20 protein-coding genes are annotated in these 18,362 nt (G+C 67.5%); 14 read left to right on the forward strand and 6 right to left on the reverse strand.

Annotation, left to right across the window (positions count from 1 at the left end; translation table 11 throughout):
• Positions 1-4: 4 nt before the first annotated feature.
• Entirely contained in the window at positions 5-1,060 is a 1,056-nt protein-coding gene (gene ftsZ, locus MI302_RS07210) for a cell division protein FtsZ (protein WP_239725318.1), read from the forward strand.
• A gap of 12 nt (positions 1,061-1,072) precedes the next feature.
• A complete protein-coding gene (locus MI302_RS07215) occupies positions 1,073-1,573 on the forward strand; it encodes a crossover junction endodeoxyribonuclease RuvC (RefSeq protein WP_239725319.1) in 501 nt (166 codons plus the stop codon).
• A 2-nt stretch (positions 1,574-1,575) separates the two neighbouring features.
• On the opposite strand, the gene MI302_RS07220 is transcribed toward MI302_RS07215, so the two are convergent.
• Genes MI302_RS07220 through MI302_RS07230 form a run of 3 tightly spaced genes read right to left on the reverse strand, consistent with a single transcriptional unit; the run spans position 1,576 to position 3,879 of the window.
• Positions 1,576-2,436: a complex I NDUFA9 subunit family protein gene (locus MI302_RS07220; RefSeq protein WP_239725320.1), complete on the reverse strand. Its 861-nt coding sequence runs from the start codon at positions 2,434-2,436 to the stop codon at positions 1,576-1,578.
• 1 nt (position 2,437) lies between these two features.
• Positions 2,438-3,025, reverse strand: coding sequence for a Crp/Fnr family transcriptional regulator (locus MI302_RS07225; protein WP_239725321.1), 588 nt, complete (start codon positions 3,023-3,025; stop codon positions 2,438-2,440).
• Positions 3,022-3,879, reverse strand: coding sequence for a MerR family transcriptional regulator (locus MI302_RS07230; RefSeq protein ID WP_239725322.1), 858 nt, complete (start codon positions 3,877-3,879; stop codon positions 3,022-3,024). Before MI302_RS07230 ends, MI302_RS07225 begins: the two co-directional genes overlap by 4 nt.
• Before the next feature lie 109 nt (positions 3,880-3,988).
• On the opposite strand from MI302_RS07230, the gene MI302_RS07235 reads away from it, so the two are divergent.
• From MI302_RS07235 to fni, 8 genes are all read left to right on the forward strand, one after another.
• On the forward strand, positions 3,989-4,816 hold the full coding sequence (locus MI302_RS07235; RefSeq protein WP_239725323.1) for a phytoene/squalene synthase family protein: 828 nt from the start codon (positions 3,989-3,991) through the stop codon (positions 4,814-4,816).
• Positions 4,798-6,093: a deoxyribodipyrimidine photo-lyase gene (gene phr, locus MI302_RS07240; RefSeq protein WP_239725324.1), complete on the forward strand. Its 1,296-nt coding sequence runs from the start codon at positions 4,798-4,800 to the stop codon at positions 6,091-6,093. The genes MI302_RS07235 and phr overlap by 19 nt, the downstream gene beginning before the upstream one ends.
• A gap of 9 nt (positions 6,094-6,102) precedes the next feature.
• On the forward strand, positions 6,103-7,272 hold the full coding sequence (locus MI302_RS07245; protein ID WP_239725325.1) for a cytochrome P450: 1,170 nt from the start codon (positions 6,103-6,105) through the stop codon (positions 7,270-7,272).
• An 85-nt stretch (positions 7,273-7,357) separates the two neighbouring features.
• Positions 7,358-8,059: a lycopene cyclase domain-containing protein gene (locus MI302_RS07250; RefSeq protein ID WP_239725326.1), complete on the forward strand. Its 702-nt coding sequence runs from the start codon at positions 7,358-7,360 to the stop codon at positions 8,057-8,059.
• Positions 8,060-8,063: 4 nt separating this feature from the next.
• Positions 8,064-8,741, forward strand: coding sequence for a lysophospholipid acyltransferase family protein (locus tag MI302_RS07255; protein WP_239725327.1), 678 nt, complete (start codon positions 8,064-8,066; stop codon positions 8,739-8,741).
• Complete coding sequence (locus tag MI302_RS07260; RefSeq protein ID WP_239725328.1) at positions 8,738-9,760, forward strand: glycosyltransferase family 2 protein; 1,023 nt, start codon at positions 8,738-8,740, stop codon at positions 9,758-9,760. The genes MI302_RS07255 and MI302_RS07260 overlap by 4 nt, the downstream gene beginning before the upstream one ends.
• Before the next feature lie 75 nt (positions 9,761-9,835).
• The gene (crtI, locus tag MI302_RS07265) at positions 9,836-11,404 is read left to right on the forward strand and encodes a phytoene desaturase family protein (protein ID WP_239725329.1); all 1,569 of its coding nucleotides are present in this window, start codon (positions 9,836-9,838) and stop codon (positions 11,402-11,404) included.
• On the forward strand, positions 11,401-12,399 hold the full coding sequence (gene fni, locus MI302_RS07270) for a type 2 isopentenyl-diphosphate Delta-isomerase (RefSeq protein ID WP_239725330.1): 999 nt from the start codon (positions 11,401-11,403) through the stop codon (positions 12,397-12,399). The genes crtI and fni overlap by 4 nt, the downstream gene beginning before the upstream one ends.
• Before the next feature lie 210 nt (positions 12,400-12,609).
• Here the strand turns inward: fni and MI302_RS07275 are convergent, their stop codons facing one another.
• Positions 12,610-13,554 (reverse strand): DUF523 and DUF1722 domain-containing protein, encoded by a 945-nt coding sequence (locus MI302_RS07275; RefSeq protein WP_239725331.1) that lies wholly within the window; start codon positions 13,552-13,554, stop codon positions 12,610-12,612.
• 90 nt (positions 13,555-13,644) lie between these two features.
• On the opposite strand from MI302_RS07275, the gene MI302_RS12120 reads away from it, so the two are divergent.
• From MI302_RS12120 to mntR, 4 genes are all read left to right on the forward strand, one after another.
• Positions 13,645-14,199 (forward strand): transposase family protein, encoded by a 555-nt coding sequence (locus MI302_RS12120; RefSeq protein WP_014629763.1) that lies wholly within the window; start codon positions 13,645-13,647, stop codon positions 14,197-14,199.
• 20 nt (positions 14,200-14,219) lie between these two features.
• The gene (locus MI302_RS07285; RefSeq protein ID WP_239725297.1) at positions 14,220-14,735 is read left to right on the forward strand and encodes a DDE transposase family protein; all 516 of its coding nucleotides are present in this window, start codon (positions 14,220-14,222) and stop codon (positions 14,733-14,735) included.
• 64 nt (positions 14,736-14,799) lie between these two features.
• Positions 14,800-15,708: a DUF72 domain-containing protein gene (locus MI302_RS07290; RefSeq protein ID WP_239725332.1), complete on the forward strand. Its 909-nt coding sequence runs from the start codon at positions 14,800-14,802 to the stop codon at positions 15,706-15,708.
• Between the two features lie 30 nt (positions 15,709-15,738).
• Positions 15,739-16,410, forward strand: a complete 672-nt coding sequence (gene mntR / locus MI302_RS07295) for a manganese-dependent transcriptional regulator MntR (protein WP_019551136.1) — start codon at positions 15,739-15,741, stop codon at positions 16,408-16,410.
• On the opposite strand, the gene MI302_RS07300 is transcribed toward mntR, so the two are convergent.
• Both MI302_RS07300 and MI302_RS07305 read right to left on the reverse strand, forming a co-directional pair.
• Complete coding sequence (locus MI302_RS07300) at positions 16,392-17,558, reverse strand: serine hydrolase (protein ID WP_239725333.1); 1,167 nt, start codon at positions 17,556-17,558, stop codon at positions 16,392-16,394. The two genes, mntR and MI302_RS07300, sit on opposite strands and share 19 nt — an antisense overlap.
• Before the next feature lie 9 nt (positions 17,559-17,567).
• Positions 17,568-18,305, reverse strand: a complete 738-nt coding sequence (locus tag MI302_RS07305) for an SDR family oxidoreductase (RefSeq protein WP_239725334.1) — start codon at positions 18,303-18,305, stop codon at positions 17,568-17,570.
• Between the last annotated feature and the right edge of the window lie 57 nt (positions 18,306-18,362).

An 18,362-nucleotide genomic window follows, 5' to 3' on the forward strand; every position in this document is an offset into this window, starting at 1 on the left:
AGAGATGGAGGGAGCGGTTATCAAGGTCATCGGTCTCGGGGGAGCGGGGAACAACGCGGTGAACCGCATGATTGAGGCGGGGCTTTTGGGGGTGGAGTTCATCGCCGCCAACACCGACGCCCAGGTGCTGGCCAAGAGCCTGGCCGACCAGCGGATTCAGCTTGGGGAGAAGCTCACCCGGGGCCTTGGGGCCGGGGCCAACCCCGAGATCGGGGAGAAGGCGGCCCTCGAGGCCGAGGACCTCATCGCCGAAGCCTTGGACGGGGCCGACCTGGTCTTTATCACCGCCGGCATGGGGGGAGGTACCGGAACGGGAAGCGCCCCGGTGGTGGCGGATATCGCCAAGCGGCTTGGAGCCCTCACCGTGGCCGTGGTGACCCGCCCCTTCAGCTTCGAAGGCCCGAAACGCCTCAAGGCGGCGGAAGAGGGTATCAAGCGCCTTAAGGAGCGGGTGGACGCCATGGTGGTGGTGCAAAACGACCGCCTCCTCTCTGCCGTGGACAAGAAGGTAAGCCTCAAGGATGCCTTCCTCATCGCCGACCGGGTCCTCTACCACGGGGTCAAGGGCATCACCGACGTCATCAATCTCCCGGGCCTCATCAACGTGGACTTCGCCGACGTGAAAACCCTTTTGGAGGGGGCAGGCCAGGTGCTCATGGGCATCGGGGCGGGACGGGGGGAAAACCGGGTGGAGGAAGCCGCCAAGACCGCCACCCACAGCCCCCTCCTGGAACGCTCCATTGAGGGAGCCAAGCGGATTCTCCTCAACGTGGTGGGCTCCGAGGACCTCTCCCTTATGGAGGCGGCGGAGGTGGTGGAGCGGGTGCGGGAGGCCACGGGCAACGAGGATGTGGACATCCTCTACGGGGTCACCTATGACGACCGGGCCCAGGACGAGCTCAGGGTGATCCTCATCGCCGCAGGCTTCGGGGAAAGCACCGTGGTGCCCAAGCCGCTTAGGCCCGTGGACTTCCCGACCCACGCCGATCCCTATAACTTCGACATCCCCGCCTTTATCCGCTACGGGGATGCGGACTACCCCCCTAGAAAGGGAAACTAGGAACCTCGAGGCATGGTGGTTTTGGGCATAGACCCCGGCATCACCCATCTGGGGCTGGGGGTGGTGGAGGTGGAGCCCAAGGGCACCCTAAAAGCCCGCCTCCTCCACGGGGAGGTGGTGAGGACCTCCCACAAGGAACCCGCCCAGGAACGGGTGGGGCGCATCCACGCCCGGGTAAAGGAGGCCCTTGCCCGCTTCCACCCCGAGGCCCTGGCGGTGGAGGAGCAGTATTATTACCGGCAACACGAACTGGCCTACAAGGTGGGCTGGGCCCTGGGGGCGGTGCTGGTGGCGGCCTTTGAGGCCGGGGTTCCCGTTTACGCCTACGGCCCCATGCAGGTGAAGCAGGCCCTGGCCGGGCACGGGCACGCCGGTAAGGAAGAGGTGGCCTTGATGGTCCGGGGCATGCTGGGCCTAAAAGAGGCCCCCAAGCCCAGCCACCTGGCGGACGCCTTGGCCATCGCCCTCACCCACGCCTTCTACGCCCGCCTGGGGGCGGCTAAGCCCCTTTGAGCTCAGCAGCGGAGGTAACCGGGCAGGACCTCCTCCAAGGGGGTGAGGCGGGGGAGGAGGTGGGCGGGAGGGGGAAAGGGAGCAGTGTTTCCCTCTTTGAGCATGGCGTACTGGTCCTGGGTCAGGGGGGCAAAGGGGAGGCGGCTCAGGAAGGGGACCACCCGGTCCAGGAGGGAAAGGGGGATGGGGAGGAAGGGCTTCTCTCTCCCCACCACCTGCATCACCAGGGCGAGGAGTTCCCGGAAGGTGTACTCCCTTGGCCCCACCAGGTCAAAGGTACCCTCGAGGCCCCCCTCCAGCGCCTTCACAAAGGCCTGGGCCACATCCCCCACGTAGATGGGCCGGAAGGGAAAGCCCCCATCCCCAAGAAGGGGGATGAAGGGAAGGGGAGAACAGACAAGGCCCTTGAGGACCTTCCCAAAGAACTCGTCCCCGGGCCCGAAGATGAGACTAGGTCGGAAGATGGCGTAGGAAAGGCTACTCTCCCGCACGAGCGCCTCCCCTTCCGCTTTGGTCTCGTAGTAGCGGCTTGGGGTGCCCCGCCTCGCCCCCAGAGCGGACATGTGGAGAAGCCGCCCCACCCCAGCCCTCTTTAGGGCCACAAGGAGGTTCCTCACCCCCTCCACGTGCACGGCCCGGAAGGTCTCCTCCCTCTCCCGGATGATGCCCGCCAGGTAGATGGCGGCCTCCACCCCCTCCAGGTCCGGCACCTCCCGGGTGATGTCCCCGCGGAGGAAGACCGCCCCCGGGGGGAGGTCCCGCGGCCTTCGCGCCAGGACCACGGGGGTGTGGCCCTGCTCCAGGAGAAGGGCCACCAGGGCCCGCCCCACAAAGCCCGTACCCCCTACCAGGAAGACCCGCATCCTAAGCAGCCTCGAGGGCGCCTTCCGCCTCTTCCTCCAAGGCCCTCAGGTCCAAAAGGTAGACCCGGCGGTAGGCGGTGGCGATGAGCCCCTCATGGCGGAGGTCAGAGAGGATCTTAGAGACGGACTCCCGGGTGGAAGCCGTGGCGTCGGCGATCTCCTCGTGGGAGGCCGTGACGTAAAGCCCCCTTTCGTCCCGGAAGGAGGCCGGGGTATCGGCCAGGAAAAGGAGGTAGCGGGCGATCCTGGCCCTGAGCTCCCCCATCTGCAGGTGGGCCTCGTAAGCGTGGACGCGGCGCATCTGCCGGGCAAGGTTTCTCGCCACCTGGCGAAGGGCCTCGTGGTCCATGGCCCTGGGGTCCAGGCCCCAGACCACGGCCTCGGTCATGGCCTCGGCGGTGTAGCGGTACCCCTTGCCCTCCAGGGCCTCCTCTCCAAAGTAGTCGCCGGGAAGGACGTGGCGGAGGGTGAGAAGGCGTCCATCCGGGAGAAGCTCCACGATGCGCACCAGCCCTTCCTCCAGGCGGTAGAGGGTGTTGGCGCTCTCTCCCTTAAGGTAGATGGTCTCCTTGCGGCCGAACCTTTTCATACTCCCTTCCCTTCCCCCCTTTCGGGGCTTTGGAGCTCCTCAGCGAGGGCCTCGAGACCCTCCACAAACCGCGCGCCAAGCCTTTGGGCTTCCTCGGGGCTTGCCCCTTGCCCCCCCAGGTAGACCCTGGGGGCAAGGCGGGAAAGGGCCCCTTGGGGCAGGGCCTTTAAGGGCTCGGAGAGGAGGGCAGAAAGGACCACGGCCCTGGCCTGAAGGCGCTCCCCCAGGCGCTTAAGGTCGGGCAGGGGGGTGTCGGGGCCCAGGTAAAGGGCGGGCAGGCCCCGCCGCCTGAGGCTGTAGGCCGCCAGCATGGCCCCGATCTCGTGCCGCTCCCCGGGCGGGGTGGTCACCAGGATGGGGGCACCAGGGGGAAAGCCCACCAGGTCCAAAAGCTCCTGCAGCCGGGCACGGAGGAAGGTGGTGGTGAGGTGTTCCTCCGCCACCCCTACCTCCCCTTCGTGCCAGGCCTCCCCCACCCGCCTAAGAACCGGCACGAGGAGCCGGTTTAGGGCCCCCTCCGGGCCCAAAAGCCTCACGGCGCGGCGGAAAAGGGTCTCCGCCTCCAAAAGGTCCGCGGAAAGGAGGGCCTGGTAAAGGGGCGCCTCGAGGGCCTCGGGGTGCACCTCCTGAGCAAGGTAGCGCCGGATAGCGGCCTGGGGCGTGGCGCCCTCCTCCAGCCAGCGGCGGATGGTCCTTAAGGCCTCCACCTCTTCCTGGCGGTAGAGGCGGTGGCCCCCAGGGGTGCGCTCGGGCCGGGGGAAGCCGTAACGGCGCTCCCACTGCCTAAGGACCTCGGCGGAGAGACCCGTCATGGCCTCTACCTCGGCGATGGTGTACACCCCGGCACGGGTCATAGCCTTAGCCTAGTGGGTTGTTCATCATTTGTCAAGTCTTTGTAGAGTTTTGCCCAGTGTGGGCGGGGCAAACATCCCATCCCGGGGCTATACTGAAGATAGATTTCATATGGAGCCTGATTGGAAAGCCCTATCCCGGGTAATCCGCCTCTACTCCACCACCTTTTACTGGGGAAGCCTCCTCTTCCCCAAGGAGGAAAGGCGGGGGGCCTGGGCCGTCTACGCCGCCTGCCGCCTAGGGGACGAGGCCGTGGACGGGGAAGGAGGGGGGGAAGGGGCCCTCGCCCGCTGGTGGGCAGGGGTGGAGCGGGCCTATGGGGGAAGGCCAAGGGAAGCCTGGGAACAGGGCTTGGCCTGGGCCCTAGAGCGCTGGTCCATCCCCTTTGAAGCCTTTTTGCATATGAGGGAAGGGTTCTACACCGACCTGGGCCCCGTGCGCCTGGACTCCGAGGCAGAGCTCCTCACCTACTGCTACCGGGTGGGGGGCACCGTGGGCCGCATGATTGCCCCCATCGCCGGAGGGAAAGGGGAGGCCGAGGAAAAGGCCATCCGCTTGGGCCAGGCCATGCAGCTCACCAACATCCTCCGGGACGTGGGAGAGGACCTGGTACGAAACCGCCTCTACCTCCCACGGGCCCTCCTCCAGGCCCATGGGGTGCGCCTGGAGGACCTGAGGGAGGGGCGGGTCACCCCGGGATACCGGGCCCTTATGGCCCACCTCGAGGGGAGGGCCCGTAGCCTCTACCGGGAAGGGTTCTCCGGCCTTCGGCACCTCCGGGTGGGCCGGGCGGCCATCGCCTTTGCCGCCTTGCAGTACCAGGGCATCCTGGACAAGCTCCGACTCCAGGGCTACGACAACCTGCATAGACGGGCCCACCTCAAGCCCTGGGAGCGGCTTTGGCTCCTCCCCAAGGCCCTATGGGCGGTGCGTGGGTGAACCTGGTCTGGCACCGGGCCGACCTCCGCCTTGCCGACCACCCGGCCCTCCTCGAGGCCGCCAAGGGGGGCCGGGCGGTGGGCCTGGTGGTCCTGGACCCCAACAACCTGAGGACCTCCCCCAGGCGGCGAGCCTGGTTTTTGGAAAACGTCCGGGCCCTCCGGGAGGCCTACCGGGCACGGGGTGGGGCCCTTTGGGTCCTGGAGGGCCTCCCCTGGGAGGAGGTGCCCGAGGCGGCACGGAGGCTCAAAGCCCGGGCCGTCTACGCCCTCGCGGGCTACACCCCTTACGGCCGCTACCGGGACCTTCGGGTGAGGGAGGCCCTTCCCGTCCCCCTTTACCTCCTTCCCGCCCCCCACCTCGTCCCTCCCGACCTCCCCCGGGCCTACCGGGTCTACACCCCCTTCGCCCGGCGTTTCCAAGGGGTAGGAACCCCTCTCCCTGCCCCCGAAGCCCTACCCCGGGAGGAGGAGGAAGGGAAGGTGCCCAGGGTCCTAAGCGACATTCCCCTTCCCGAACCCGGGGAAGAGGCGGCCAGGGCAAAGCTTGGGGCGTTTCTTGAGACCAAGCTCGCCCGCTACGCCGAGGAAAGGGACCGGCTGGACGGGGAGGGGGGCTCGAGGCTCTCCCCCTATTTCACCCTAGGGGTCCTTTCCCCGCGGGAGGCCGCCTTCCGGGCCTTGGCCCTGGGGGGGGAAGGGGCGAGGAAGTGGGTTTCGGAGCTCCTTTGGCGGGACTTCTCCTACCACCTCCTCTACCACTTCCCCCACATGGCGGAAAGGGCCCTGGAGGGGCGCCTGGAGGCCCTTCCCTGGCAGGAGGAGGACCTCTTCCAGGCTTGGTACTGGGGGAAGACGGGCGTCCCCCTGGTGGACGCCGCCATGCGGGAGCTCCACGCCACGGGCTTCCTCTCCAACCGGGCGCGGATGGTGACGGCGCAGTTCGCGGTGAAGTACCTCCTTCTCCCTTGGAGAAGGGCCGAGGGGGCCTTCCGCCACCTCCTCCTGGACGGGGACCGGGCGGTGAACCTCCAGGGGTGGCAGTGGGCGGGGGGCCTGGGGGTGGACGCCGCCCCCTACTTTCGCCTCTTCAACCCCGTGCTCCAAGGGGAAAGGCACGACCCCGGAAGGCGCTGGCTAAGGCGCTGGGCCCCGGAGTACCCCTCCTATGCCCCTCAGGACCCGGTGGTGGACCTGGAGGCGGCGAGACGGCGCTACCTCTCCCTGGCCGGGGACCTCCTGGGGAAAGATCCCCCAGCGGCCCCACCTTCCCCTTAGGATAGGCCCATGAAACGCCTCTCCCTAAAAGAGGCCCTGCCCCACCTGAAGCAACTCCAGAAAGATCCCTTAACCGTCCTCTTGGAGTGGGGCCGGGCCCATCCTAGGCTCTTCCTCCCCCTCCCCAGCCTCCCCTTGGCCCTCGTCTTTGACCCCGAGGGGGTAGAGAGGGTACTCCTTGCCGAGGGACCCACCAAGGCCACCTTCCAATACCGGGCCCTGGCCCGGCTCACGGGAAGGGGGCTCCTCACCGACTGGGGGCCCAGCTGGAAGCAGGCCCGGAGGGCCCTCAAGGACCCCTTCCTGCCCAAGGCGGTGGGGACCTACCGGGAGGCCTTAGCGGAGGAGGCCGAGGCCTTCTTTGCCGGGTGGGAGGGGGAGGAAAGGGACCTGGACCGGGAGATGCTCGCCCTTTCCCTGAGGCTTTTGGGCCGCGCCCTCTTCGGCGAACCCCTTTCCCCGACCCTGGCCCAGCTGTCCCTCGAGGCCCTGGACCGGATCATGGCCCGGACGCGAAACCCCCTCGCCGCCTTGCACCTCCTGGAGGAGGCCCGCTTCCAAAGGAACAAGGCCGCCCTCTACCGGGAAGCGGCGGCCCTCCTCCCTTACCCCCCCCTAAGCCGTCTGCCCCGGGAGCGGGCCCTCTCCGAAGCCGTGACCCTCCTCGTGGCGGGGCATGAGACCCTGGCGAGCGCCCTCGCTTGGGCCCTCCTCCTCCTTTCCCACCGCCCGGACTTTCAAAAAAGGGTGGCCAAAGAGGAAAGGGTGGCCCTCGCCGCCTTCCAGGAGGCCTTAAGGCTCTACCCCCCGGCCTGGATCCTCACCCGCAAGGTGGAGGCACCCTTCCCCCTCGGGGAGGAGGTCCTCCCCCGGGGCACCACCCTGCTCCTCTCTCCCTACGTGACCCACAGGCTCTTCTTCCCCCAGGGGGAGGCCTTCCGGCCGGAGCGCTTCCTGGGAGAAAGGGGCACCCCCTCGGGGCGCTACTTCCCCTTTGGCCTGGGCCAGCGGCTCTGCCTGGGGCGGGACCTGGCCCTCTTGGAGGGGCCCCTCGTCCTCCAGGCCTTCTTCCGGCGCTTCCGGCTTGACCCCCTCCCCCTTCCCCGGGCCCTGGCCCAGGTCACCCTGCGGCCAGAAGGGGGCGTCCCCGCCAGGCCAAGGCTATGGGTGAGGGCATGATACCGCCCCCTGCGGGCTTAGGGCCCGCCGGGGGGCCCCGGTAGCAAGCCCTCGTGAAGTTTTTTGGTAACCTAAAGGCGCAGATATGACCTATCTAGAGTTCCACCTCTTCTTCCTCCTGCCTCCCCTCCTCCTTCTCCTCCTCTGGGCGAGGCCCAGGCCCCCCAGGATCTGGGCTTACCTCCTCATGCCCCTCATCGCCCTCCTCTATACCACCCCCTGGGACAACTACCTGGTGTGGAAGGGGGTCTGGGGGTACCCGGAAGGAAGGGTGCTCTTCCGCCTAGGCTACGTGCCCTTGGAGGAGTACCTCTTCTTCCTCCTGCAACCCCTCCTCACCGGGGCCCTCCTCTTCCGGCTGGCGCCTACCCCTCCCCCGGGGGGGCCCGGCCTGGCCCGGGTGGTGGGGGGAGGGGCGTGGCTTCTCCTGGCGGCCCTAGGGGTGATCCTCCTGGCCCTCGGGGAGCGGTTCCTCTACCTGGGGCTCATCTTCGCCTATTTCGCCCCCGTTTTCGTCCTCCAGTGGGCCTACGGCGGAGACCTGCTTTGGGCCTGGAGGAGGCCCCTCTTCCTCGGGGTGGGCCTCCCTACCCTGTACCTGTGGGGGGCGGACGGATGGGCCATCCTCCGGGAGGGCATCTGGTGGATCGCTCCCCAGTACACCCTGGGCCTAGGGGCCTTCGGGCTTCCCCTGGAGGAGATGGTCTTTTTCCTCTTCACCAACCTGGCCGTGGTCCAAGGCCTCCTCCTCGCCTGGCACCCCGAGGCCCTAAGGCGCCTAAGATAGGCCCGTGGCCGAGCTTTGGCCGAACCTGGAGACGAGGCCCACCGGCAGGCTCCTCCGCCTGGCGGTGGAGGCCTTTCTCCTCCGTAGCCTCAAGGGGAGCCTCAGGGGGGTCTACCTCCGGGGAGAGGTACCGCAGGGCCCCTTGGTCCTGGCCCTGAATCACCATAGCTTCTTTGACGGGCACCTGGTTTGGCTTTTGGGGAAGCTCTACCGTAGGCCCACAAGCCTCCTGGTGGCGGAGGAAAACCTAAAGGGCTTCCTTGTCTTAAAGCTTGCCGGGGCCCTCGAGGCGGGCCGGATCCGGGAGGCCCTGCGAAGGCTTAGGCGGGGGGAGTGGGTGGCCCTCTTCCCCGAGGGGGCGCTGGTCTACCCCGGGCCCCTTCGTCCCTTGCGGCGGGGAGCGGGGTGGCTGGCGGAGCGGGCCGGGGTTCCCCTCCTGCCCGTGGCCTTAAGGGTGGTCCTCCGGGGTTTTGAGCAGCCCGAGGCCTTCCTCTGGATGGGAAGCCCCCTGGCCCCAGAGGAGGACCTCGCCGGAGCCTTGGGGGGGCTTTTAGAGGGACTTGACGCCCTCCTCGCCCAAACCCACCCCAGGGAGGTACCCGAGGGCTTCCGCCAGGTGCTTCGGGGAAGGCGGAGCCTGGAGGAAAGGATCCTCCCCTTGGTCAGGCTCTTTCGGCCATGACAGGGGACTTCTTCTTCGGCGTCTTCCTCTTCCTCCTCCTGAGGTGGCTTGCCCTCCTCTTTAACCTCCTGGCCTTCCCCCGCCTTAAGGCCTGCCCCACGCCCCAAAGGCCCACGGCCTCCCTCCTGGTGCCGGCAAGGAACGAGGCGGAAAACCTCCGCAAGACTCTTCCCCGCCTCCTCCGGCAGGGGGCCCTCGAGGTCTTGGTGCTGGACGACCTTTCCGAGGACGGCACCGCCCAAGCGGCCCTGGAGGCAGCGGGGAACCACCCCGCCTTCCGGCTCCTCCGGGGCACCCCCCCGCCCCCGGGGTGGAAGGGGAAGAACTGGGCCTGCGCCCAGCTGGCGAGGGAGGCCCGGGGGGAGGTCCTGGTCTTCACCGACGCCGATGTCCTCTGGGAGGAGGGGGCGTTGGGGGGGGTATTGCAGGCCCTGGAGGGCAAGGGGATGATCTCGGCTTTGCCAAAGCAGGAGGTAGGCCTGGGGGAAGGGGTCCTGGTGGCCTTCGTGATGAACGGGCTCTATTCCTTTCTGCCCCACCCTTTCCTAGAATGCCTACGGTTAGCCAACGGGCAGGTCCTGGCCTTCCGCAAGGAGGCCTACCGGGCCTTGGGGGGGCATGGGGCTGTGAAGGGCGAGGTCTTGGAGGATGTGGCCCTGGCGAGGTGGGCAAGGGCCTATGGGCTTTTCCTGGGCGGGGGACTCTTCCGGGTGCGCATGTACCGGGGCTATAAGGAGGCGGTGGAGGGCTTTGGGAAAAACTTCCTGGACATCCACCTCAAAAACCCCGCCCTGCTCCTAGGCTCGGCCTTTTATCACCTGGCCCTCTACACCCTGCCTTGGCTCTTCGGCCGTTGGGATCTGGGGCTTATGGGGCTATTGGAGCGCCTGGCGTTGCAATGGGTCCTCGGGGGACCCCTCTGGCCCGGCCTTCTCGCCCCCCTCGCCCCCCTCCTCCTCCTTCCCGTGTACCTGCGGGCCCTCCTCCCGGGGAAGCGCTGGAAGGGGCGGGAGGTGTAGGGTCCCGCCCGTAGGCAGCCTGTGTGTGGGCCAAGCCCAACTTGGCAGGGGAGGCATCCTGGTAGACTCCTCCCCATGCGGGCCATTGTCATCGGAAGCGGAGTGGGGGGGCTCTCAGCGGCCATCCGGCTTGCCGCCATGGGCCTCGAGGTCCTGGTCCTGGAAAAGCTCGGGGGCCCGGGAGGGCGGGCCTCCGTCCACCAGGCCCAAGGGTTCACCTTTGACATGGGCCCCACGGTGATCACCGTCCCCCTCTTTCTGGAGGACCTCTTCGCCACAAGGCCCGGCGACCCCAGGCTTTACCCCGACTTCCCCGAGGAGGAGGGCCTGGCCCACACGGAGCGCTACGTAAAGCTCGTCCCCTTGGATCCCTTCTACCGCCTCCACTTTCCAGACGGCACCCACTTTGACTACAAGAATGACCCCGAGCACCTGCAACGGGAAGTGGCCCGCCTCGCCCCCGAGGACCTCGAGGGCTACCGCCGCTTTGAGGCCCACGCCCGAGCCCTTTTCCAGAAGGGCTTCCTGGAGCTCGGCTTCACTCACTTCGGAAGCATTCTTGACCTTCTCAGGGTAGCCCCGGACCTCCTGCGCCTAGACGCGGTGCGGCCCCTTTTTAGCCTGGTCTCCCGCTACTTCCAAAACCCCAAGACCCGGCAGATCTTCTCCTTTGAGTCCCTCCTCATCGGGGGAAACCCTCTCGCCGTGCCCGCGCTTTACGCCATGATCCACTTCGTGGAGCGCCGCTGGGGGGTGCACTTCGCCATGGGGGGAACGGGGGCCTTGGTGCGGGGGCTTTTGAGGAAGCTAGAGGAGCTTGGGGGGAAGGTGCGCTTTCACGCCCCCGTGCGCCGCATCCTCACCAAGAACCGCCGCGCGGTGGGCGTGGTCCTGGAAGATGGGGAGCGGCTCGAGGCCGACCTTGTGGTCTCCAACGCCGACTACGTCCACACCTACGGCGAGCTCCTCCACCCCGAGGACCGTTTCTGGCACGCCGACTGGCGCCTTAGGCGCACGCGGCTTTCCATGAGCCTCTTCGTGGCCTACTTCGGCTTCCGGGCCAGGGGGGACGAGGGAGAAAGGCTTAGGCACCACAACGTCCTCCTCTCCCACCGCTACGAGGGGCTCCTTAAGGATATCTTCCAAAAAAAGATCCTCCCCGAGGACTTCGCCCACTACCTCCACCTCCCCACCCTCACCGACCCTTCCCTGGCCCCCCCGGGCCACCACGCCGCCTACACCCTGGTCCCTGTTCCCCACAACGGGAGCGGCCTGGACTGGGGCAAGATCGGCCCCGGCTACCTGGAAAAGGCCCTCCGCTACCTGGACGAGAGGGGCCTTCTCCCTGGGCTCATGGACCGCCTGGTCTACACCCACTACATCACCCCGGACTACTTCCAGTGGACCCTGAATAGCCACCTGGGCAACGCCTTCGGCCCCGAGCCCGTGCTCTGGCAGACAGCAAGCTTCCGCCCCAAGAACCGCTCGGAGGACGTCCGGGGCCTCTACCTGGTGGGCCAGAGCTACCAGCCTGGGGCGGGCCTCCCCAGCGTCATGATGTCCGCCAAGATGACGGCGAGGCTCATTGCCCATGACCTGGGGCTAGAAAGGATGCCGAAAAGCCTGCAGGAGGGCCTGGCGTGAACACCACGGAGCGGAAGCGGAAGCACCTGGAGGCCTGCCTCCAGGGGGAGGTGGCCTACCAGAGGACCACCACGGGGCTAGAGCGCTTCCGCCTCCGCTACCAGGCCCTGGCGGGCCTGGCCCTTTCCGAGATTGACCTCACCACCCCCTTCCTGGGGAAGACCCTGAAGGCCCCCTTCCTCATCGGGGCCATGACCGGGGGGGAGGAAAAGGGGGAAAGGATCAACCTGGCCCTGGCCGAGGCCGCCGAGGCCCTAGGGGTGGGGATGATGCTGGGCTCGGGCCGAATCGTCCTGGAGCGCCCCGAGGCCTTAAGAAGCTTCCGGGTGAGGCGGGTGGCCCCTAAGGTCCTCCTCATCGCCAACCTGGGCCTGGCCCAGCTCAGGCGCTACGGGCGGGAAGACCTCCTCCGCCTGGTGGAGCTTCTGGAAGCGGACGCCCTCGCCTTGCACATCAATCCCTTACAGGAGGCCGTGCAGAAGGGGGATACGGACTTCCGGGGCCTTCTTGCCAGGCTCGAGGCCCTCCTCCCCCTCCCCTTTCCCGTCCTGGTGAAGGAGGTGGGGCACGGCCTCTCCCGGGAGGCGGCCCTCGCCCTCCGGGGCCTCCCCCTTGCGGCGGTGGACGTGGCCGGGGCCGGGGGAACGAGCTGGGCCCGGGTGGAGGAGTGGGTGCGCTTCGGCGAGGTGCGCCACCCGGAGCTTTGCGAGATCGGGATCCCCACGGCGAGGGCCATCCTGGAGGTCCGGGAGGTCCTGCCCGAACTCCCCCTCGTGGCCTCGGGCGGGGTGTACACGGGGACGGAAGCCGCCAAGGCCCTGGCCCTAGGGGCGGACCTTTTGGCGGTGGCGCGGCCCCTCCTGAGGCCTGCCTTGGAAGGGGCGGAGAGGGTGGCGGCCTGGATCCGGGACTACCTGGAGGAGCTCCGGGTGGCCCTCTTCGCCATCGGGGCAAGGACGCCTAAGGAGGCCCGGGGGCGGGTGGAGGCGGCGTAGGGTGGCGATACCCTTTACTTTTGGTTCCTGCGCTTCCGGGTTCCCCAAACCATGCAGGCCCAAGCCTGCATGGGGTGGCATGAGGGTCTTTCCCGCCTCCCCAGGCCGCCTTCCCCTTTGGCGCCCCCGGAAGGGATACCACCCTCCGGGCCCAGGAGAGGCCCTGAGGTGGGGGCTTGGCCCACCTCAAGGACCGCTTTTCCCCTCCCTCTAGGCCCCGGAAACGCGCATCAGGGTCCGGGGATAGGGCTCCAGGAGGGCCTGGGCCTCCACGTAGGGCTCGGCGAAGCGCCGGGCCCAGGAGGCGAGGAGGGCAAGGGGGGCCTCGAGGGGAAGGCGCTCCTCCCGGAAGTCCAAAAGGAGGTCCAGGAAGTGGGCCTTCTCCCTGGGGGAAAGGGCCCTTTTGTAATGCCCGAAGGCGTGGAGGAGGGCGTCGGCCATGGCCCCGAGGCGGTAGGGCCTATCCGTGGCCCGCAGGAAGCCCTCCTCATAGGCCCGCAAGACCTCGGGGAAGGGCCTTCCCTTGGCTTCGGCGAGGAGCCTGCCCAGGGCCCTCGCCTCCTTCTGGCTGTAGGCCATGAGGAGGAGCTTGTAGCGGGCGTGGAAGGCCTGAAGGCCCGAAAGGTCCTGCGCCTCCCGGAGCCTGGCCAGGCCGAAGACCCGGGTGAGGAACTGGGCCCGGATCCTGGCATTGGTGAGCCGCCCCTCGTCCTCCTTGGGGAGGAGGGGGAAACGCTCCTCCACGAGTCTGGCGAAGAGGCCCGCCCCCTTCCCCACCACCCCGCCCCCTTCGGGATGGGCGTAGACCTTGGCGTCTTTCAGGGCGCAGCTGGGGGAGCGGTTTTTTAAGAGGAAGCCTTCCACCTGGCCCAGGCCCTCGAGGAACCCCCGGGCGAAGGCCTGCATCCTCTCGGTGAGGTCCTCCCCGGTCCGGGGTTGGACCATCCTCGCGCCCTCTTCCCCCCGCACCAGGCGCACCACCGGCCTCGGCACCCCCAGGCCGATCTCCACCTCGGGACAGACGGGAACGAAGTCCACGTGCTCCCGCAGGGCCGCCACCCCCTTGTCGGGGATGAGCTCCCCGGAATAGCGCACAGCGGCGAACCCCAAGCAGGCGCTTACCACCAGGCGAGGCTTGGGCCAGGAGGGCTCCATGGCCCCATGGTACCGGGCGACGGAAGGGGGGCGCGGGCCCTGGCAGCCCCAGACTTGACCTATATGCGGCTCCTGGAGTAAAGAGGGGGCATGACCCTGCGCGAAGCCCTGTCCCAGATCCCCGACCCCCGGGCCCGCAACCGGCAGTACCCCCTTTGGGGCCTCCTGGCCCTCATCCTGGTGGCTTTTCTTTCCCGCGTGGACTCCCTGAGGGGCGTGGAACGCTTCGCCCGCGCCAACCCCCACCTCTTGCCCCACCTGGGCCTGCGCAAGGCCCCAGGCCACACCGCCATCACCCTTCTCCTTCACCGCCTGGATCCTGAAAAGCTCCAAGCGGCCCTCCTCCAGGTCTTCCCCGAAGCCGACCTTGGGGAAGTCCTGGTGGTAGACGGGAAGCACCTGCGGGGAAGCGGCAAGGGGAAAAGCGCCCAGGTGAAGCTGGTGGAGGTCCTGGCCCTGCACCTCCATACCACCCTGGCCCAGGCCCGGGCGGAGGGGAGGGAGGACCAAGCCCTTTTGGAGCTCCTGGACCGCCTGGGGGCGGAGGGGCTCAAGGGGAAGGTGGTGGTGGGGGACGCGGGGTACCTGTACCCGGAGTTAGCGGGGAAGGTGGTGCAAAAAGGGGGGCGTACCTCTTTGTCCTGAAGGCTAACCAGGGGGAACTTTTGGAGTGGGCCTTGGAGGTGTTCAAGGGCATGGAGGAGAGGCGGCTTCCTGGCGAGACCGAGGCGGTGTGGAATCTGGTGCGGGATGGGGAGGTGTGGACCTACCGGGTTTGGGCTTCCCCCTACCTGCCGGAAGAGGTGCGGGCCTTTCCCGGGTGCCGGCAGGTGGTGCGGATGGAGCGGGAGGTGAGGCACAAGGGGACGGGGGAGGTGCGGCGGACGGTGAGCTACGCCCTCACCAGCTTGGGAGCCGAGGAGGCGGAGGCGAGGCGGCTTGGGGAGCTTCTCCTTTACCGGTGGGAGGTAGAGAACCGGTCCTTTTGGGTACGGGACGTTCTCCTCCACGAGGATGCCTGCCAGGTGCGGGGGGTGGGGGCACAGGTCTTGGCGGCCCTCCGGGCCTTTCTGGTCTCCATGCTTCACCGCCAAGGGGTCAGGGAGAAGAAGGCGGCCTTGGAGGCCTTCTCCTTCAACCCCCTCTCCGCCCTGCGCTTCCTGGGGCTCTATGCGGTATAGCGGTCAAGTCTGTGGCAGCCCAAGGCGGCCCCCAGGGGGCTTGGGCAAGGGGTAGAATGGAGAGGTGGCGGAAATCCGCGTGGGCACGGCAAGCTGGACCGACCCCACCCTCCTCGCCTCCGGGTGGTATCCTCCCGAGGTACGCCACCATCCCGAGAAGCGCCTCCGCTACTATGCGGAGCACTTTGACACCGTGGAGGTGGACAGCACCTTCTACGCCCTACCCCGGCGGGAGGTGGTGGCGAAATGGGCAGAGAGGACCCCAGCGGGCTTTCTCTTCCACGTGAAGGCTTTTTCCGCCTTTACCGGGCATGGCCTCGAGGCCGCCACCCTTCCCAAGGACCTTCGCTCCCTTCTCCCCAAAACCGAAGGCCACCTGGCCCAGCGGAAAATCCCCCAAGAGGTTCTGGAGGAAGCCTGGAACCGCTTCTTCGCCGCCATCACCCCTTTAAGGGAGGCGGGCAAGCTGGGGTACCTGCACTTCGGCCTTCCACCCTGGACCGAACCCAAGCCCCGAAGCTTTCGCTACCTGGAGCGCCTGGCGGAGAGGACCCAGGGCTACTGGGTGGCGGTGGAGTTTCGCAACCCCAGGTGGTACGTGGCCTGGGGATTCGTGAGGAAGGAACTGGAGCGGCTCGGCCTCATCCACGTGAGCGTGGATGCCCCACTCCATCCCGAGGCCCCACCCCGGGTCCTGGAACCCACCCACCCCGTGGCGGTGCTTCGATGCCACGGAAGAAACGCAGAGTCCTGGAAAGGCCCTCACCAAAAGCCCTACGAGCGCTTCAACTGGCGTTACTCAGAGGAGGAGCTTCAAGACCTGGCCCAGGCTACCCTGACCCTTGCGGAGAAGGCCGAGACGGTTTTCGTCATCTTTAACAACAACTATGGCACCCAGGGCGTGGAGGCAGCCCTGGGGCTTAAAGGCCTCCTGGGCCTAGGCCCTCCTCCCTGGGCCAAGAAGCTTCTTTAACCCCTAGGGTTTCATGCTACCTTGAGGGGGATGACGCGCCCTCCCCTGTCCGAGGCCCAGGAGGACTACCTGAAGCAGCTTTTCCTCCTGGAGGCGGAGCGGCAAGGCCCGGTGCCCACCCAAGCGCTTGCCGAGCGCCTGGGGGTTAAACCCCCCTCGGTGACGGAGATGCTCAAGAAGCTCACCGCCTTGGGCCTGGTGGAGCATGCCCCCTACCAGGGGGCCCGGCTCACCGAGGCCGGGCGGCGGATCGCCCTGGAGGTCCTAAGGCACCACCGGCTCCTCGAGGCCTACCTGCACCAGGCCCTCGGCTACGGTTGGGAAGAGGTCCACCAGGAAGCGGAACGGCTGGAGCACGTGATCAGCGAGGCCTTTGAGGAAAGGATCGCCGAGCTCTTAGGCCACCCTCCCTTTGACCCCCACGGGGACCCCATCCCCACCAAGGACCTGGCCCTGCCGGAAGCCCCAGCCCTCCCCCTCTCCCAGGCTCCCTTAGGGGAGGCCCGGGTGGTGCGGGCCTTGGCCCAGGACCGGGGCACCCTCAACCTCCTGGCCAAGCTGGGTCTGGTTCCCGGAAAGGTCCTTAGGGTGGTGGAGAAAGGAGACGGGGTGGGCATCGAAATGGCAGGGGAGGTATTGCGCCTTCCCGAGGAGCTGGCCCAGGCCGTTGGGGTAGAGGCCCTTCAGGAAAGGGCCCCGTAAACCAGGGTGCGGAAGGCCAGGCCAAGCCGCTGCCCAAGCCGGGAGTGAAGAGCCCTTTCCGGCTCCAGCACGGAAAGGAGATTGGGGGCCTGGGTGAAAAGCAAGGCGCTCAGTTCCAGGGCGGGATCCACCAGGAAATACGTGCCGGCAAACCCCCACCAGTAGAAGTCCCCGGGGCTTCCCGGCGCCAGACCCCCAGGGCCCAAACGCACCGCCACCCCCAGGCCAAAGCCGTAACCCGGACCTGGGGTGTACTCCAAGCCCCGCCGCAACCCGGCTTCGTAAAGGGGACCCAGGTGGTCCTGGGTCATGAGGCGGCACAGGCTCGGGTGCAACACACCCCGGCCCATGCGCAGGGCCTCCAGGAACCGCAGGTAGTCCCAGGCCGTGCTTACCCCGCCCAGGCCCCCCGCATACCGGGGGGGCTCCGCCTCCACGGGGATCAGGCGGATGGACCTACCCGTTTCCGGGTCCTGGGGGAAGGGCCTTGCCAAACGGGTGGGATCCCTGGCCAGAAAGCCCGAGTTCCGCATCCCCAAGGGGGCGAACACCCGTTCCTCCAAGAGCTCCGCCAGGCTTCTCCCCGAAAGCACCTCCAAAAGATGCCCCAGCACATCGGTGGAAAGCCCGTACTCAAAGGCTTCTCCCGGCTGGAAGCGCAGGGGCAAAGAGGCCAAGCGGGTAAGGAACTCCTCCCGGGGAAGGTCAAACCGATCCACCCCCGCCTCCAGGTAGAGCCGTTTCACCGGGGAGCGGAAGAAGACCCCATAGGTAAAGCCCGCCGTGTGGCGCAGGAGGTCGTAGACGGTGAGGGGCCGCCTAAGGGCCTCGAGGGCCACCTCCTCCCCCACTTCCCGCCCCACCTTGACCCCGGCGAACCCCGGCAGGTACTTTTCCACAGGGTCCAGAAGGGAAAGGCTGCCCTCCTCCACGAAGGTGAGGGCTAGGGCGGAAACCCATGGCTTGGTCATGGAGTAGATGCGGAAAAGAGCGTCTTCCCGCATGGGAAGAGCCCTTTCCGGATTCAGATACCCCCCCACTCCCTGGTAGATCACCTCTCCCCCCCGGGCCACCAGGGCCACGTACCCGGGAAGAAGACCCTCAGCCACCTGCCTTTTCAAGAATTCATCTAGTCGGGAAAAGTCCATGCTCGCCTCTCAAGCGGGAGCAGCGCCGATGGTTCTACCCCCGTCCACGAAGAGGACCTGGCCGGTAATGAAGCTGGACTCATCCGAAACCAGGAAAAGGGCAGCGTAGGCCACCTCAATGGGCTTCCCCGTGCGCCCCAAAGGGGTGGCGGCGATGGCCTTCTCCCGCACCTTCTCCGGCACCTTAGCCGTCATCCGGGTCTCAATGAAGCCCGGAGCCAGGGCGTTCACCCGGATCCCCCACCGGCCAAGCTCCAAGGCCAGGGTCCGGGTCAGCCCCACCACCCCCGCCTTGGAAGCCGCATAGTTGGCCTGCCCCAGGTTACCCAGGTACACCCGGGAACTGGTGAGCACAATGGAACCAGGGTTGCGCTCCCGCATGGCCTCGGAGGCCGCTTTGGCCACCAGGAAGCTTCCCGTGAGGTTCACCCGGATCACGGCCTCCCAGTCCTCGAGGGGCATCTTCCAGTGGAAGTTGTCCCGGGTGATGCCGGCATAGTGCACCAGCCCGTCCAGGCGGCCCATGGCCTGAAGGGCCTCCTGGAATCCCCTCTCCACGGAAAGCGGGTCGGCCACGTTCATGGGAAGGGCCAAGGCCCCCGTGGCCGCCGCCGCCTCCCTTAGGGGCTCCTCCTCCAGATCGCAGGCCACCAGCCTGGCCCCCTCCTGGGCAAACAGCTCCAGGGTAGCCCGGCCGATCCCGTGGGCCGCTCCCGTGATCAGCACCACCTTGTCCTTTAGCCGCATCCGCCACCTCCTGTGTCTGGCGACCGAACGGTCGGTAAGTTCACCCTACCCCGTGGC

The sequence above is a fragment of the Thermus sp. NEB1569 genome, assembly GCF_022385295.1.
In the GTDB taxonomy this organism is placed as follows: domain Bacteria; phylum Deinococcota; class Deinococci; order Deinococcales; family Thermaceae; genus Thermus; species Thermus scotoductus.

Bases quoted from the DNA above. Each gene is read 5' to 3' on its own strand.
- MI302_RS07305 (WP_239725334.1), bottom strand. From the start codon at position 18,305: ATGCGGCTAAAGGACAAGGTGGTGCTGATCACGGGAGCGGCCCACGGG.
- MI302_RS07245 (WP_239725325.1), top strand. From the start codon at position 6,103: ATGAAACGCCTCTCCCTAAAAGAGGCCCTGCCCCACCTGAAGCAACTC.
- MI302_RS07300 (WP_239725333.1), bottom strand. From the start codon at position 17,558: ATGGACTTTTCCCGACTAGATGAATTCTTGAAAAGGCAGGTGGCTGAG.
- MI302_RS12120 (WP_014629763.1), top strand. From the start codon at position 13,645: ATGACCCTGCGCGAAGCCCTGTCCCAGATCCCCGACCCCCGGGCCCGC.
- MI302_RS07220 (WP_239725320.1), bottom strand. From the start codon at position 2,436: ATGCGGGTCTTCCTGGTAGGGGGTACGGGCTTTGTGGGGCGGGCCCTG.
- mntR (WP_019551136.1), top strand. From the start codon at position 15,739: ATGACGCGCCCTCCCCTGTCCGAGGCCCAGGAGGACTACCTGAAGCAG.
- phr (WP_239725324.1), top strand. From the start codon at position 4,798: ATGGGCGGTGCGTGGGTGAACCTGGTCTGGCACCGGGCCGACCTCCGC.
- MI302_RS07230 (WP_239725322.1), bottom strand. From the start codon at position 3,879: ATGACCCGTGCCGGGGTGTACACCATCGCCGAGGTAGAGGCCATGACG.
- MI302_RS07235 (WP_239725323.1), top strand. From the start codon at position 3,989: ATGGAGCCTGATTGGAAAGCCCTATCCCGGGTAATCCGCCTCTACTCC.
- MI302_RS07275 (WP_239725331.1), bottom strand. From the start codon at position 13,554: ATGGAGCCCTCCTGGCCCAAGCCTCGCCTGGTGGTAAGCGCCTGCTTG.
- crtI (WP_239725329.1), top strand. From the start codon at position 9,836: ATGCGGGCCATTGTCATCGGAAGCGGAGTGGGGGGGCTCTCAGCGGCC.
- MI302_RS07250 (WP_239725326.1), top strand. From the start codon at position 7,358: ATGACCTATCTAGAGTTCCACCTCTTCTTCCTCCTGCCTCCCCTCCTC.
- MI302_RS07225 (WP_239725321.1), bottom strand. From the start codon at position 3,025: ATGAAAAGGTTCGGCCGCAAGGAGACCATCTACCTTAAGGGAGAGAGC.
- MI302_RS07260 (WP_239725328.1), top strand. From the start codon at position 8,738: ATGACAGGGGACTTCTTCTTCGGCGTCTTCCTCTTCCTCCTCCTGAGG.
- MI302_RS07215 (WP_239725319.1), top strand. From the start codon at position 1,073: ATGGTGGTTTTGGGCATAGACCCCGGCATCACCCATCTGGGGCTGGGG.
- ftsZ (WP_239725318.1), top strand. From the start codon at position 5: ATGGAGGGAGCGGTTATCAAGGTCATCGGTCTCGGGGGAGCGGGGAAC.